Annotated in this window: 15 protein-coding genes; 7 read left to right on the forward strand and 8 right to left on the reverse strand. The window is 56.0% G+C overall.

Annotation, left to right across the window (positions count from 1 at the left end; translation table 11 throughout):
- Positions 1–59: 59 nt before the first annotated feature.
- Complete coding sequence (locus tag CQ019_RS11540) at positions 60–815, forward strand: ferritin-like domain-containing protein (protein ID WP_146113361.1); 756 nt, start codon at positions 60–62, stop codon at positions 813–815.
- A gap of 103 nt (positions 816–918) precedes the next feature.
- Here CQ019_RS11540 and CQ019_RS18290 read toward each other — a convergent pair whose 3' ends face one another.
- Complete coding sequence (locus CQ019_RS18290; protein WP_146112463.1) at positions 919–1,131, reverse strand: hypothetical protein; 213 nt, start codon at positions 1,129–1,131, stop codon at positions 919–921.
- Positions 1,132–1,343: 212 nt separating this feature from the next.
- On the opposite strand from CQ019_RS18290, the gene CQ019_RS11545 reads away from it, so the two are divergent.
- Complete coding sequence (locus CQ019_RS11545) at positions 1,344–1,697, forward strand: hypothetical protein (protein ID WP_146112464.1); 354 nt, start codon at positions 1,344–1,346, stop codon at positions 1,695–1,697.
- 15 nt (positions 1,698–1,712) lie between these two features.
- Here the strand turns inward: CQ019_RS11545 and CQ019_RS11550 are convergent, their stop codons facing one another.
- The gene (locus tag CQ019_RS11550) at positions 1,713–2,384 is read right to left on the reverse strand and encodes a response regulator (protein WP_105553674.1); all 672 of its coding nucleotides are present in this window, start codon (positions 2,382–2,384) and stop codon (positions 1,713–1,715) included.
- 14 nt (positions 2,385–2,398) lie between these two features.
- The gene (locus tag CQ019_RS11555; protein WP_105553504.1) at positions 2,399–4,063 is read right to left on the reverse strand and encodes a sensor histidine kinase; all 1,665 of its coding nucleotides are present in this window, start codon (positions 4,061–4,063) and stop codon (positions 2,399–2,401) included.
- A 169-nt stretch (positions 4,064–4,232) separates the two neighbouring features.
- Here CQ019_RS11555 and CQ019_RS11560 point away from each other — a divergent pair, with 169 nt between their 5' ends.
- The 5 genes from CQ019_RS11560 to CQ019_RS11585 all read left to right on the forward strand — a co-directional run bounded on the left by CQ019_RS11560 (position 4,233) and on the right by CQ019_RS11585 (position 8,405).
- Positions 4,233–5,648 (forward strand): CitMHS family transporter, encoded by a 1,416-nt coding sequence (locus tag CQ019_RS11560; protein ID WP_374954791.1) that lies wholly within the window; start codon positions 4,233–4,235, stop codon positions 5,646–5,648.
- Between the two features lie 318 nt (positions 5,649–5,966).
- A complete protein-coding gene (locus tag CQ019_RS11565) occupies positions 5,967–6,650 on the forward strand; it encodes a multidrug efflux MFS transporter (RefSeq protein WP_146113362.1) in 684 nt (227 codons plus the stop codon).
- A 547-nt stretch (positions 6,651–7,197) separates the two neighbouring features.
- Positions 7,198–7,410 carry a hypothetical protein gene (locus CQ019_RS11575; RefSeq protein ID WP_096285617.1) on the forward strand — a complete coding sequence of 71 codons (213 nt, stop codon included), beginning with the start codon at positions 7,198–7,200 and terminating at the stop codon, positions 7,408–7,410.
- Between the two features lie 483 nt (positions 7,411–7,893).
- A complete protein-coding gene (locus CQ019_RS11580) occupies positions 7,894–8,142 on the forward strand; it encodes a type II toxin-antitoxin system Phd/YefM family antitoxin (RefSeq protein ID WP_096285619.1) in 249 nt (82 codons plus the stop codon).
- Positions 8,139–8,405, forward strand: coding sequence for a Txe/YoeB family addiction module toxin (locus CQ019_RS11585; protein ID WP_096285622.1), 267 nt, complete (start codon positions 8,139–8,141; stop codon positions 8,403–8,405). Before CQ019_RS11580 ends, CQ019_RS11585 begins: the two co-directional genes overlap by 4 nt.
- 191 nt (positions 8,406–8,596) lie before the next feature.
- On the opposite strand, the gene CQ019_RS11590 is transcribed toward CQ019_RS11585, so the two are convergent.
- The 5 genes from CQ019_RS11590 to CQ019_RS11610 all read right to left on the reverse strand — a co-directional run bounded on the left by CQ019_RS11590 (position 8,597) and on the right by CQ019_RS11610 (position 15,153).
- Positions 8,597–9,885 (reverse strand): IS3 family transposase gene (locus CQ019_RS11590; RefSeq protein WP_105569751.1). Its coding sequence is split into 2 segments (ribosomal slippage): positions 8,597–9,612 and positions 9,612–9,885, totalling 1,290 coding nucleotides; the frame shifts between segments, so codons are not numbered across the junction.
- A 586-nt stretch (positions 9,886–10,471) separates the two neighbouring features.
- Complete coding sequence (locus CQ019_RS11595; protein WP_105553507.1) at positions 10,472–11,107, reverse strand: ABC transporter ATP-binding protein; 636 nt, start codon at positions 11,105–11,107, stop codon at positions 10,472–10,474.
- The gene (locus tag CQ019_RS11600) at positions 11,104–13,143 is read right to left on the reverse strand and encodes a hypothetical protein (RefSeq protein ID WP_146112466.1); all 2,040 of its coding nucleotides are present in this window, start codon (positions 13,141–13,143) and stop codon (positions 11,104–11,106) included. Before CQ019_RS11600 ends, CQ019_RS11595 begins: the two co-directional genes overlap by 4 nt.
- 64 nt (positions 13,144–13,207) lie before the next feature.
- Entirely contained in the window at positions 13,208–13,528 is a 321-nt protein-coding gene (locus tag CQ019_RS11605; RefSeq protein ID WP_105553509.1) for a hypothetical protein, read from the reverse strand.
- 215 nt (positions 13,529–13,743) lie between these two features.
- The gene (locus CQ019_RS11610; RefSeq protein ID WP_258133570.1) at positions 13,744–15,153 is read right to left on the reverse strand and encodes a type IV secretory system conjugative DNA transfer family protein; all 1,410 of its coding nucleotides are present in this window, start codon (positions 15,151–15,153) and stop codon (positions 13,744–13,746) included.
- Positions 15,154–15,171: the final 18 nt, after the last annotated feature.

Raw genomic sequence — 15,171 nt, forward strand, 5'->3', positions numbered from 1 at the left:
TACTGATGTTTAATGTTTCAACGGCTCGTGCTGACCCATCCCACGGCTACCGTGGAGCTATGCAATTCACATCATGGTTGGCATATTTTGAAGCAAACTCGAGGCTGCATGACACGATGAACGCGCACCTGAACTGGAGCGGTGTTCCGGCGCTAACGGAGAATGCACGACGCGGATTCATCCGCTCTTTCCAGCGTCTTGAGCTTGGCGAAAGCGGCGAAGGCAGGCACTTGCTAGGTTTGGCGGAGCGGGCCGGCGACTCGACCTACGTACGAGCACTTGAGCTCCTGGTGCGCGAAGAACAGCAGCATTCTCGGTTGTTCGGACAAGCGCTGGATTACCTGGATGCCCCACGCTTGGAATCGCACTGGTCGGATAAGGCCTTCACCCTGCTGCGGCGAATGTTGGGGTTGCGTACCGAGCTCGGGCTGTTCCTCATTGCTGAAAGCGTCGCCATGGGATATTTCGAGGCCCTAGCAAGCCATGCACCGGATGCGACACTGCGCGGGCTGGGAAGAAGAATCGCCTCAGACGAACGAAACCACCTTCGTTTCCAGATCGACCGTCTGCGTCAGGGGTTTGAGTTTACGCCCAAGCCGCTGAAACATGTCGTACGTGGAATCTGGTCGGTGGTGGCGGCAGGCGCGGCAGTTGTTGTCTGCTTCGACCACGCTCAGGCCCTACGGGCATGCAGCCTGAATCCCGCGCATTATTGGTTCCGAGCCATGCGCAGATTCAATGAGGTGGCTCGGCAGGTATTTTCCGGAACAGCTCCCACCGCCCTGGGTCCCCTGCCGCCAACGAACATTGCATGACTTTTGCTGCATATCTCGTCCAAGCGGACGTATCACAAAGGCGAAGGTTTCTGGCCCCGCTCCACTAGTTTCGCCTCAACCTTGCCAACAGCTTGCGCGCAGTTCAGGTCTCTCGTGATTCCACGCGAGATTTCTCGACCGCCAGGCATACGAGGGTGACGGTGTGGCCTCCTACGGAGAGGAGAATCAGGTACAAGCCCCACGGGTCAGGAATTCGCTGGTTCCAAGCGAGGGACATCGATACGAATATGGCGATGAAGAATCCGGTCGAATATTTGCTCAGTAGAGTGTTCCCGCGCCCGTCTGGATGTTCCATAGAAAGAGACGCTACCCCAATGTGGCCGCTTGCAACAAGAAACTTGAGCCAGGGACGAGTCCAACGCTGGACTGTCCTACTTAAGGTTGAGGATTGAACTCGATAATTCATCCGATATGCGCTGTCTTGACCTAACAGAAATAGATATGCTGAGATTTGAACGCGCAGTTCTCTTAAGATTGCTGGACAAAACCTGGCTGGAGGTAGCTACGATGCATTCAAACGAACCGTTGGGGATGCCAATGGGTCTCAAGGTCTTCGTGGCAGCGTGCTTTAGCGTGGGATCTATATTCACCGGCGCTCACGGACTGTTCGTGGTTTCTTTGCTCGCCGCATTCGGGGCCACCATCACCGGAATTACGGCCGTTGCGAATGCTGGTAAAGCTGCCCCGAACTCGGCAATGCTAGGAATTGCGGCTGGTACGTTGTCCATGCTCGCAACGGCCTTCGCATTGACGGCGCCGATAACAATTCCGTTTGGAATCGTGGCGCTCTTAGCCGCTATCCCGGCTGTCATCTGGTTTGCTTTTTGGGTGAGGAACCGAGAATTCATCCAGCGCTCGTAATAGTTTCGTCCGCGATTACCTCGCCAGGTAGCGGTGCTCGGGACGTCCCCTGGTCCCATAACCCAACTGCAGGTCGAGCATCTCGCTGGCGACCAACGACGCGAGGTAGCGTTGGGCAGTCGCCCGTGCGACGCCCACGGCTTCGGCGACCTCGGCCACGCTCAGCGGTTCGCTGGATGCTTTGACGCACGCCATGACCGCCTGCTCGGTAGGTGCAGCATTAGCGGCAGCTGGCGCATCTTCGATCCCTTGCAGGGTCCGGTACAACCGATCCACGCCTTGCTGGTCAAGGTCGGTAGCGGCCGCCAGCTGCCGGCGGTACCGAGCCCACCCCTTGAGTTTTGCCGCGAGCGTCTTGGCTCCGAAGGGCTTGATGATGAAAGCCAGGGCGCCTGCTTGAAGAGCCGCCGCAACATTGGCCGGTTCGGTGGCGGCAGAAATCATGATCGAGTCGATTTCGATTTCACGCAGCAGTTCGATGCCGCTGACATGCGGCAGGTAGAGGTCCAACAGCAGCAGATCTGGTTGCAGTGACGCGACAAGCTTGGGCACGGTGCGGGGGTCTTGCACCGGTTCCAGGGCTTGGAACCCGGGGATCTCATTGACCATGTCGGCGTGCAATTGCCCGACGCGAAAGTCATCGTCAACGATCAATACCCGGTAGTCCCCCACGGCATTCTGTGTCATTTTCGCTCCCTTATTCATGAGAAGTTCTTCGGTTCACTCAGTACCGCTGGAAGCCGGGCCGCGATCACGGCCCCGCCCTGTTCCCCGCCGGCGTCGGCAATCCACACATCACCGCTGCGCGAACGGGCCAACCGGCGAATCAGCGGCAGCCCCACGCCGGAGCCGTGCCCCTCACCGAGCGAGGACCCGGTGCTCACCCCCGGGGCGAAGATATCTTCCTCGGTGCTGATCCCCGGCCCCGAATCGGCGACCGCAAGGTGCAAGGTGCTCCCCTCGGAGAGCAGATCCACCTCAACCCACGGATCCTTGCTTCCGCACAGGCTCGCGGTGAAGGCGTTGTCCAACAGGTTCCCCAGCACCGCGGTGACGTCCTGGGCGTCGCTGGCCGAGGCGATCTGTTCGAAGAGCATGGATTGCGGCGAGACCCGCAGTTCGATGCCCAGCTCGTGGGCGCGCACCCCCTTGGCCGAAAGGAATGCGGAAAGGTAAGCGTCTTTGACCAGTTCCAGGCCGCCGACCGGTGCAATCACCGGGCCGGCGTCCATCACTTCGCGCAGGTACTCCTCGGCCTGATCGGTTTTGCCCAAGGTAATCAGTCCGAGGACCGCGTGCATCCGGTTGGCGAACTCGTGGCGCTGGGCGCGCAGCGCGTCGGCCATATCCTGCACGGCATCCAGTTTGGTGCCGAGTGCTTCGACGGTGCTGACGTCGTGGAGCAAGACAACCTGGCCAAGATCCACCCCGTCACGCACCACATCCGAGACGCGGGCGACGATCGCATTCGAGTTGGCTTCCAGCCTGATGGGAGCCGGCTCATGGTCTTTGATTGCCTTCACCAAACGCGGGTCGAGATCGGCCGACTCATAGTGCCGGCCGATGATGTCCGCCAGCTCGGTGCGGTGCGGCAGTCCGAGCAATTGGCGTGCGGCCTTATTGCGCACGGTCACCGTGCCGTCCGGCCCAAGTCCGATCACGCCCTCGCTCACCCCGTACAGCACCGCCTGCTGATCACGCACCAGTTGAGCGATTTCCGCCGGCTCCAACCCCAGGGTCTGGCGCTTGAGCGTGCGCACGGTGAAGCGTCCGGCCAGCGTCGCCAGCAGCGCGGCAAGCACCGCGAACAGCACGATCCAGCCGAAGGAGGCAACCAGTGCACCGGTCAGCGACTCGGTGGCCACACCCACCGACACCTCGCCGATAACCCGTCCGTCGACGGACCGGATGGGCACCTTGGCGCGCACCGATTCCCCGAGAGTGCCATGCTCGCGGGCAATGTCTTCCACTCCGCTTAACGCCACCGGGTCGGTGGAGACCAGCTTTCCCAGCTCGTCCGGGTTCGGGTGGCTCAGTCGCAGGCCGCGGTCCTCGGTGATCACCACAAAGGTCGCCTGGCTTCCTTCGCGCACGGCCTCAGCCAGTTCTTGCAGCTTTCCGCTGCGCAGCTCTTCGAGGTCCAGCTCATCGCGCTGCGCGTAGTCCGTCACCTCGCGCACCACCTCCGGCAAGGCGGCGACCGAACGCGCAATCCCCAGAGAGGTGTCTTCGCCCTGGTCGAAGACCCTGTTGTAGCTCACCAGCAGGGTCGCGGTAGTCACCAGCGCGAAAAGTACGCCGAGCACCACGAACTGCGGACGCATGATGCGCGAGGCAAAGTGCAAGGTGGCTGTGGAATGCGGCATCTGTCCAGCATAAACCGTCCGTGATTTTAATGAGCAAAAAGATTGCAAAAACCTAAAGGGATCAGAAAACGAACAACCCCGGATACGTGAGCGCCGCCACGTAACTTGGATAAGTGCCCGCACCCCTGCTGGCATCATCACTTGCCACACACTTCAGGAGGTCCGCGCAATGCTAGTTGCTCTCGGATTCCTCATGATCATCACCTTCATGGCGCTGATCATGACCAAAAAAATGACGCCGCTCTTGGCGCTCATCCTCGTTCCCACCATCTTCGGCCTGTTCACCGGCGCCGGCTTTGGCCTCGGCGACATGATCATGGACGCGATCAAGTCGATGTCGGGCACCGCCGCCCTGCTCATGTTCGCCATCATGTACTTCGGCATCATGATCGACGTGGGCCTGTTCGACCGGCTGGTTTCGGGAATCCAGAAACTCGTGGGCAACGACCCGGCGAAGGTCGTCATCGGCACCGCGCTGCTGACCGCCATCATCTCGCTGGATGGCGACGGCTCCACCACCTTCATCGTGGTCACCGCCGCCCTGCTGCCCATCTACCAGCGACTGGGCATGAGCCCGGTCGTCTTGACCTGTGTGGCCGGCCTGACCAACGGCACGCTGAACATCGTGCCCTGGGGCGGTCCAACCGCTCGCGCCGCGGCAGCCTTGGGCGTGGACGCGGCAGACATCTTCGTGCCGATGCTCCCATCGCTGGGCGTCGCACTGATCGTGATTGCCATCTTCGCCTGGCAGCTTGGGCTCTCCGAGCGCCGCCGGCTGCAGAAGGATCGCCCCGAGCTGTGGGGCACCGGATTCGGCGGCGGAAACCTGGGCGGCGGCAAGCCCAAGGACGGAACCTCGCCTTCGGGCTCCTCGGTGGCAGTCCTTGAATCCGTAGCCCGCAAGGGGGATGGTTCGGAGGCCGCGACCATGGACGGCACCGTGCTCGATCCGGACCGCGAGACCCTGCGCCCGAAGATGTTCTACTTCAACCTGGCGCTCACCGTGGCCATCATGGTGCTGCTCATCGTCGACGTGCTGCCGCTGGCCTACCTGTTCATGGTCGGCACCGCCATCGCGCTGGTGGCCAACTTCCCGAAGGTCAGCGACCAGGTGAAGATGATCGCCGCGCACTCCAGCGAAATCATCGCGGTGGTCTCCATGGTGCTCGGCGCGGCGGTGCTTACCGGCGTGCTCTCTGGAACCGGCATGGTCGACGCGATGAGCCTCTGGCTGGTCAACATCATCCCGGACTCCCTGGGCCAGTACATGGCGGTCATCACCGGCTTGATTTCGATTCCGGCCACCTTCCTGATGAGCAACGACGCCTTCTACTTCGGCATTCTTCCGGTCCTCACCGAGGCCGGCGCGCACTTCGGCGTTCCCGCGGTGGATATGGCTCGCGCCTCCATCACCGGACAGCCGGTGCACATGCAATCTCCGCTCGTCCCGGCAATCCTCTTGCTGGTCTCGCTCTCTCGTGTGGATCTGGGCGATCACCACAAGAAGGTGCTGTGGCGTGCGGCAGTGGTCAGCCTGGTCATGCTCGCTTCGGGCGTGCTCTTCGGCGCAATCCACATGGGCTAAACCCCCAGGACCTATTGGTCCGTCGTCAGCCAAGCTCCGCGAGACTCGGTATTTTTACCGAGTACCGCGGAACTTGGTGTTTAAGGAGCGGGAGGGAATCCGAGCCGCACACTTTCGGTTCTAGAGCCGAGTCCATGTTCTTGGGCCTCCCTGTCCTTCCTCTCGGGAAAATACGTGGAGATGTTCTTGAGCCAACCGGACATTGGACGAACTGTAGTTGTGGTTTATCGGTTCACCCAACCTTGAACCAATCAACGCTTGGGAAGACCGCTACAAATCCCGTGTGTTCATCCGGTCATCCTCGTCCTGCCCATCGCCGTGATCGCTCTCATACTGGGAGCCGTCAAGCGCAAGAACATCACGACACCGGAACACACGACTCACGACGTATTCTCGCTCGTTCTATCCGTGCTTGGCATCGGCTTGGCCCTCCCCCTCGCACCTACCAAGGCGTTGAGAATGGGCACATTGACTACCGGACTCTTCCTTGTCCCGGGAGGCGTCCTGATCGCGCTGGTCTCCGCAGCGGGCTGCCGGATCTACGACCATTTCGGCCCACGGCCATTGGTCGTCCCCGTCGGAATTATCTGGGCGGCGAGCATCTGGTTCCTCAGCACACTCGATGAGAGCAACAGCGGCTGGTTGTACCTCGCCGCCTATCTTGTCCTCTCTGCATCCCAGGCGATGATGTGGGCACCGATAACCACCTTGGCCCTATCGTCCCTGCGCCCCGAGCTCTACCCGTACGGGAGCGCTGCATTCACTACCGCGCAGCTACTCGCCGGTGCCGCCGGCGGCGCGGTCCTCGTTGCCATGTACACGATCGGAGCAAACGCAGCACAGACCGGAGCCCTGACCGTTTCGCAAACCGTCGCCGTAGGACAAACGGCGTTCACCACGGCCGGTGTCATTGCGATGTTGGCCGTCAAAGGCACCTTCTTCCTCGGAAAGCGCCGCCAACCGGCCCCACTAACCGGTTCCACACCCAACAAACAACCGTAACGTCGACTATCCACGAGTACGTCGGGATCAATCCCTCGACCTAGCAGTAGCACCAGCTGGCCGCGCCGCGCACAACTACAAGGCCAGCTGTTGTCGCGTGCCCATTGCGCGACGAAGACCAGCTGGCAGGCCATTGTCGGTTGGACGAGGAAAATGACAGAATTCGCTGTTTTAGGATCTGCCTATGACTTTGCCTTGAGCCGTCTAACAAGCCGATCAGTCTATAGTTGCGATGTGGGAGATCAGGCGGTGGACGTCGAGCGAACTCTCACGGTTGCGCTGAAGAAGGGCTGGACACAAGCGGAGCTGAACAGGATTGGAACGCCCACCTCTGAACAAAACACCTAGGAACATCTCCATGCGAAAACCAGTCGCAGCCGCATCCCTCGCCTCAGCTCTACTGCTCGCCGGTTGCATAAGCCCCCTCGTTGAAACAGGAACACAACTCAACTCGAAAGCTCCAAAGACCATCGACGGCTACGAGTTCGTCACCCAATAAGAGGCAGAAGCCAGTTGCTTCTGTACGGGAACCCCTGCGCAGGAAGAAATGTCTACAGAGACAGAATATTTCGGATTCTTTCACTACTTAGAAGCAAAGCATCAGCTTCCCTCCGCCGAAGGCGAATGCAATAACCGCGATCTCTCAATGACGATTACCGGCGGTGTCATCCGTATCGCGTTGCTCAAAAATACCGACGTAGATTTGTCAGCGGATAAAGAATATTTCGCAGAACGCCTCGGAAAAGTATGCGAACCATAGGACACCTACGACAACATCATGACCTGCCACTTCGTGACAGGAAACAATCGCATGATGCTCACCGCCCAACATGAAGGAACTGAACAACAGTTCAGAGACAAATACCAAACGCTCGCTACCAAATTCGGGGAATAACTAGAAATCAACTTCCCGTAACCACGTCTCTCGCGTAAGCAATAAGCCCACAATTCATTGGGCCGATTCCTTTCCTGCCTGTGAGACGTAGATCAGCTACAAGTAACTCTCACAGTTGCAACACCCTGATAAATCAGGAGTTGCAACGACCGTTAGAACTCGCCGGGAACTGCGGCCAAGCTTTTGAATACAAGCTTGAAGCAGGTCCGAAAAGTCCTCTGGCTATGGATATCCAGGCACAATAAGCACGGCGGATAGAAGCTAGAAGGTTTGAACGAGTCCGGCAATCGGCAACCGAGTGGAACCATCCATTCAGTGGTACCATATCTAGTACCACTAGGAGGCGGTATGGCAATCACAACCAGCGAAGCGCGTCGTGACCTGTTTGGTCTCATTGAACGAGTGAATCTTGATCACACCGAAGTGGAGATCATGTCCAAGCGTGGATCTGCGGTGCTCATGTCGAAAGATGAATACGATTCTCTCGTTGAAACGAGCTATCTTCTGCGCTCACCTAAGAATGCGGTGCGCCTGCTCTCTGCTCTTGAAGCGGCACGTGATGGCCAGGCGCTAGAACGCGGACTTGTTGATCCGTGAGCGACAGACAACTTATCTGGACTGCCGAGGGCTGGGAAGATTACCTCTATTGGCAAACTCAAGACCGCAAGACCCTTAAGCGCATCAATACGCTCATCGAAGATGTGCTGCGCGATGATCCGTTTGAAGGCATCGGCAAACCCGAACCGCTGAAGCATGCCCTAGCGGGCGCTTGGTCGCGCCGCATCGACGAAGCGAATCGGCTGATCTATATCGCCGATGACCGCGCCTTGACAATTCTGCAAGCTAGGTACCATTACTGACCTTCGAATCAGCGGTTGACGGGAGTTTGCGCAACTACTTTTACCCTGGCTATCGCTAGGCCGATAATTCTGATTATGTAAAGTTATCCTATTGCAGAAACCGCTGAATAGGATTTACTGTCTCAGCATTGTTGGCAAAACCCCGCAGGGGTCTTGTGAAAAGCTAGAGGCACCCTGAACCGTCCCGGAAATCATGCCGCCGTCTTATGTGCGGCAGCGTCGGGTAACGAGCCTGTCATTTCATCATAGTAGGCACGCTCAAATTCCTCGGGAGTTTGGTGATCCAGCGAGGAATGCAAGCGATCATTGTTGTACCAAAAGACCCAGTCGAAGACGACCTCAACGACATCTGATTCGGTCTTCAACGCACCACTGCGGAAGGGAGAACCCTTGGGCACGGCTTCATTCTTGAATAATCCCATGACCGTTTCGGCAGCCGCATTGTCGTACGCATCCCCGACACTGCCAATCGACGGAACCAGCCCCTCAATTTCTAAGGTGTCGGTGTAACGGATCGAGGTATATTGCGAGCCAGCGTCCGAATGATGGAGAAGCCCCTTGTCAACTGGTCTTTTGGTGTGTTTTCGGCGCCATAAAGCCATCTTCAAGCACTGTTCCACGAAGGCGGTGTCTTTCACCGTGGAGGTTTCCCACCCGACGATCGCCCGTGAATACAGATCGATCACCAAGGCCACGTATACGAACCCGGAATACACCGGCACGTAAGTGAAATCTGTGACCCAAATACGGTTAGGGGCACTGGCGCTGAAGTTCCGATTCAGTAGGTCGCCAGCTCGTTTGCCGTCCTTGCCAGGGATCGTGGTGCGGGTCTTACGTCCACGAATCAGGCCGTTCATGCCCTCGTCACGCATGAGTCGGTCAACGGTGTGTTTGGAGACCTCGGGGAAGCCGTTGCGCCGCAGCCAAGCGGTCATCTTTCGCCGGCCATAAAGGATTTCTGGCTTCGGTCTTCCTTTAGCGTCTAACACTTTGAGGCTGCGTAACGTGTCAATGACCTTGGCATCTTCAACTGCTCGCAGGGCCGGAATCCTTATTTTCCAGGCCCGGTAGGTTCGTGCGGCGACCTGCACGCCCTGCTCGCGCAGGACGGCGCAGATCGACTCGACCGCATGACCTTCGGCCCGCTGCTCATCAACGAATCGGCAGATTAGCGGCGGCGAGGGTCGAGTTCCCTCGCGAAGAAAATCGATGCAGCTTTCAAGATTTCGTTGGCTTCCTTCAAATCCCGATTCTCCGCCCGCAACGCCTTGAGCTCATCGAGTTCGGTAGTGGTTGGGCCGTCCTTCTCACCGGTGTCGACCTGGGCTTGGAGCACCCAGCGACGCAATGATTCGGGACCGACATCCAGCTTCGGAGCCAGAGCCTTGCACGCTGCATACACGGAAGGATATTCAGAGAGCCGGTCCACAACCATCGCTACGGCGCGGTCACGAACTTCGGCAGGATACTTCTTGGGCATGGTTTCTATCTTTCTCTCGAAAGACAGCGGCATCAAATCAGGGACGGTTCACCCGCAATCGAGATTGTTCACGTTCTGTGAGCATCCGATACTGGTAGAGAAAGTTGGGAGCGCTGGCTAACCCATTGGGTTAGCCAGCGCTCCCAACTTTCTGACAATACGCTCGCTCCAGAAGACTATATATTTCCTTCTATGCCGGGTCAATGAGGCAGCAAATTTCTGAAATTGCACATGCGCCACGCGGCTATCCAGAGGGCCCTTCCGCTAAAGGACGACGCATCGCAGTGCAGTTGCCTTCTGAAAACGACAAAAGTCGCATGTCTCGGAAGAAGGCGGCTAGTTGCTCTTCATCATTCGAGGGGTAATGCGGTTTCCATGAATCACCACAGTAACCACATGGCGAGGCTGGCCGCCATCGATGGGGACTTCCTGGACCCAGGCTGATTCAGAAAGCGTTCCCTTCGTAGATGCCGCGCTCTTGGCATCCTATGCGAGAGCCCACAGTGCTAGCGATGAATCCGATATACAAATGGGAACTTCAAACAGCGGCTGACGACTAATGGGCGATACTCAGTGCAAAAGAGTGTTAGTAGAGTTCTAACACTGTGTCGCAGAAGCGCATTACTTCATGTGAGTGCGTGGCAACAAATACTGCGGTTCCCTCAGCAGCAATTGCGCGCAATTCTTCCATCACCATGGCCTCATTAGCCGAATCTAGAGCTCCGGTAGGTTCATCTGCAAGGATGATTGTTGGGCGCTTGACTATCAATCGTGCCAATGCCACACGCTGTTGTTCACCGCCTGACAGTGAATACACCTTCTCTTTATTACGTCCGGCCAGGCCGACTCGTTCCAACGCGCCGTTGAAATCTGCCTTTCTGAGGGCTTCTTTACCCTGAGCAGCTAACGCTACTTCCAAGTTCTCTTGAATCGATGCGTTTTCGATTAGTGCGTAGTTCTGGAACATATATCCCAGTGAATCCCGACGGAATTTACGCTGCCCTTCAGCAGACAAGCTGGTGATATTCTCATTGTCAACCCAAACACTCCCACTATCTAATGTGTCGAGTAAGCCAATACAGTTCAGCAGCGTCGACTTTCCTGATCCTGAAGCACCCATAACAGCCATCATCTGGCCAGCTGGCACAGTTATCGATAAATTGGCATAAAGTGTCTTGTCACCGAATGATTTGGTAGCTTCCTGAACAACGATGTTGCTCATGCGGTTTCCTCACTGTGAGTACGAATCATGGCATTTGTGCGACGGCGCACCATGAAAAGAAGTAGTAAAAGATTAATGACTGCGACTACTAGAACCACTATTGGTTGCCACTGGTAGATAGAAAGGTCAACAGAGCTGGACGGGCCATTGGAAATGCTGGCCTGCACTGCGGCCCAAATTCCTGTGACAACTGCCCAGCCAATAGCGATGGCAAGGACAATTGCTTCGCCTTTGAAAAGCCAACGGTGTGTCGAGAAGAATCCCCAACCATGCAAGTAACGTACCAAAATGGACTGGGAATTGCCGCGGACATGGATCTGAGCCAGTCCAACTGCTGTTGCCAGTAACACTAGGAGGGCCACCAACGCGCTAGTCATCTGCAAACGTAGTGCTTCTAAGCGGTCCGCAGACTCGTTAGCAGCTATTTGGCCGATCGGGATATAGGCTGCTATCCAAGTCCCTAGGAATTCTTTAGGGGTTTCCGTCCGAGCTTGTTCAGCATCGGCCATAAGGACCCATCCCTGGCTGGCAGATGACATGTAATTATCATCCGAGATCAAACCTGAGTCTGAACCGACGGCAACAATGACAGTATTTTCCTGTGAGCTATTTCCGTTCCGGCCGTCTTCCGAGATCCCATAAAGAGGATGCCTCTGATGATCTCGCAGTTGTACATTGCTGATGCGTGGTGTGTAGTTACCGCGAACATTTGCCAGGAGCGCATTCGTTACGTCGTCCACTGTGGTTGATGCTTGTTCGGGAAGCATGACGGTAATTCCTTTTTCAGGAACATCATCAATTGCTTTTCCATCAATATCTATCACCGGATTGCGCTGCAGATAACCGCGGTTGACCATCAGAACATCCTCGTTAAAGTCAGTTCCATCAGATTTTTCCAATAGAGGTTTTGCCATGATGGTGTTACCGGCGTTGTCTTGCTCTTTGAGCCATTTCCCTGATTCGTAGGCTAACTTATCCATTTCTTCAGGGGACACGTGGCCTTCGAAAACTATGCGTGCTGCTGATCCGGTCTGAGCCATTGCATCAAGGCTTTGCTTTGCCTGGTGCGCAGACATAGCAGCAGCAAAAGTCGAGGCAATTAATGAGACTGCAAGTATCAAACTAGGTATACGAATCAGATAGGTGGCAGGAACTGCAACTCTAAATCCTAGTCGGCCCTTAATCGCTTCAAGTAGTTTCGAATCAAAAGCAACATACAGAGTTGCTACGTACAAGCATCCAATGACAACTAAAGCTACCGCTATAACGATGATGGCTAGGGAGAAGTATCTTCCCAATTGGTTCCAGCCGTTGTAAAAAAACAATATAACGAGACTCAAGAACGTCAACAAAAGCGATGTTCGGATCGTAGCGGGCAATTCTTGACGCAGGTCACGTTTCAATGCAACAGGGATAGTACCGCCGTGTAGTCGCAGGATTGCGTAATTTTTTACTCGGGAGAAGACCGAGAACCCAGTCAGCAATGTCACTAGAAGTAGTGCAACGAAAGTAGCTGAACCAAGAGATCCAACCAGGATTGTACTGATGATAGCGCGGGTAGAGACGACGCTTTTGGACGTCTCTACTGCGTAATCGAGGTTTTGAAAAACTTGCGACACAGAGCCTAAAGCATCGTTGGGGCCGACGATGTAATATTTTCCCCTAGGATCAACGCCTTTAAGATCCTTGGCAGGATGAACAAATGTGGACACATTATGACTAAACCCAGGGTAGCCATCTTCTAACCATTTGCTTTCACTTTGTCGCCCAGGGCTGGTCGCTACATAAAAGTGACGTGCCGATGCATCATGCAGATCGCGAACTTCTCGCACGACGGTGGCACCTGACGAGTCGGCTGCGCCTTGAATCATCGCATTCAAGCCTTCGCCAGCCGTGGTTATATCAGCTCCAGAAACGGTGATTTGACTTGAGCCAGGCAGAGTCGATTCATCAGCAATTTTGGTAACCATGAATGAGACGAACAATGCGTATAAAACAGCTACAGCGACGGCCAGACGTAGTCCGGTATTTTTCATCTTGTCTTTCTTAAATAAGCGTGTGGGACCCGTATTTGGACCCCACACGCTTCAATGAATGGAATTAGCAGTAGCGGTAGTACGGCTTCTGTGAGCCGCCAAAGGCGCTGTATTTCGACTGCGCGTAGGCTTTTGCGCCCTTATTCATGCAATCAGAACGCACAAGGCCGCCGCGGTCGCCGAAGACACTTGAGCCATGGAAGTCTGCCGAAGTCGTAAACTGTGACCAGGCCCAACGTTCACTGAAATTCCATGATATGCCGGACGTCCCGTAAGTCCATCCGGTGACTGCTTGAGCAGCAGTTCCAGTCACGGGAATGAATAAAGCGGCCGCGATAGCAGCGACTGCCATCTTCTTTGAGAACTTGTTGAGTATTTTAGACAAAACTCTCCTCCATGTATCTGACGTGTGATGAGTCGTGGATAGATCCACGAGATAAATCTATCCTAAAATTTTACTAAACAGAGTCATGATGGCTTGTTGTTTTAAATTCACCAAGATGGTGATGTAACGATCTTCATATATTCATGAGGTTTTTGGTATGGCCAAGTGCTCTAGTCCGTTGCTAAACAAATAGAGGGGCAATCAAAGGAAGACTTTCAAAGGGGCTTCTGAATGCCTTTCTGCGTAGCGACGGCCTCATAGTAGGTTTTCGACCCTTCTACATCTTCCCTATACGGCTTGGTGGAGTAATGCTGTAGCTCGATCAATCCGGCTGGCATGCCCGAACTGGTGAGAATAGCCCGGCCCCGAGGCAGCGCCGCGAGGTCGGATACGTCCAAGATTTTTTCGCGTTGCATCGAGCTAGACACCGAACGCCCGCTGCGGCCGCTGGTGCTTGAAGATCGTTTGAGCACGTCCCGTTCACCTACGAGCTGGGAAAGGAAGGGCAAGAACTTATCGTCAGACAGTCCAGATCCCGCCACACGGATATTGGCTGCGCCCCAGAGCTTATTCATACCTTTCTCTCCGTAGGCTTCCACGCCTTGGCTGTAGGACTGGAAGAATGTGGAAACGACGATGCCACGTGAACCGTAGTGCGAATACACATCCGGCAGTTCGCGCCAGCGCACCACGTTTGCTGCTTCGTCCAATACCGCCATCATGGGACGCTTGAGCCGTCCACCAGGCTGTAGTGCAGCGGTTTTCTCCGCTTCGGTCATCACCGCCATGACCAGGGCAGCGGTGATCGCACGGGCAGATCCGCCGCCTTCCTTCGATACCAGATACAAGGTATCGGTGCCGGTAGCCAGCTTACGGTGATCAAATTCGGCCCGCTGCGAGCCGTTATGGCGAATCCACGGAATGACTTTCTCATAGGAGAGCACATTCACCCACGGACGCATCGTGCCATACACACCGTCACGCTGCTTCGGGGTGAGCTTCTGAATCTGCTCTAGAGACTGGGCTAGATTGAGGTGCCCTTGGGCTTTAAGCAGATCACGGCCCGTGAAATCTTCTGGGTCTTGCGCCCACATGAACACATCAGTGATGGGACGCTGCCCTACGACGGCGGCAAAGAACAGGTGCGAGAGCAGACGCTTACCATCTGACTCAAAATAGGCATCCTGCTTTGCCCCGGCATCGGTGGCTGAGGACACGAATACATCAGCGAGCTTTTCGGCGGTTTCCATATCGGTCACGAAAGATAGGGGATTCCACCACCAAGAGCGTTCTTCACCGATGATGCCCTGCACATCGTGCACCCACACGGTGCCCACCCGGGCACGCGGGCCACGGGTCATATCCACGATGTCCCGCTTATTCGAGGTGGCCAACACCGGGCCTTGGGTTTCCATGATCTGCGGAACGCACACGCAGGAGGTTTTACCGGCGCGCGGTCCCATCAACCAGATCTGAACCAATTCCCATGACCCATACAAAGGCTTACGGCTGTTGACCAAAACGGCCAAGGGAACACCGACACCGGCGTTCTGCGCGCCGAGACGTGTCGCATCCTGACACGCAGTATCTTCGCCCAAGGAGCGGAAATCTTTGGAGTGGCTCATCTCCTTGGCCAAGTGCTC

The organism is Arthrobacter sp. MYb229, from assembly GCF_002975405.1.
Lineage (GTDB): Bacteria > Actinomycetota > Actinomycetes > Actinomycetales > Micrococcaceae > Glutamicibacter.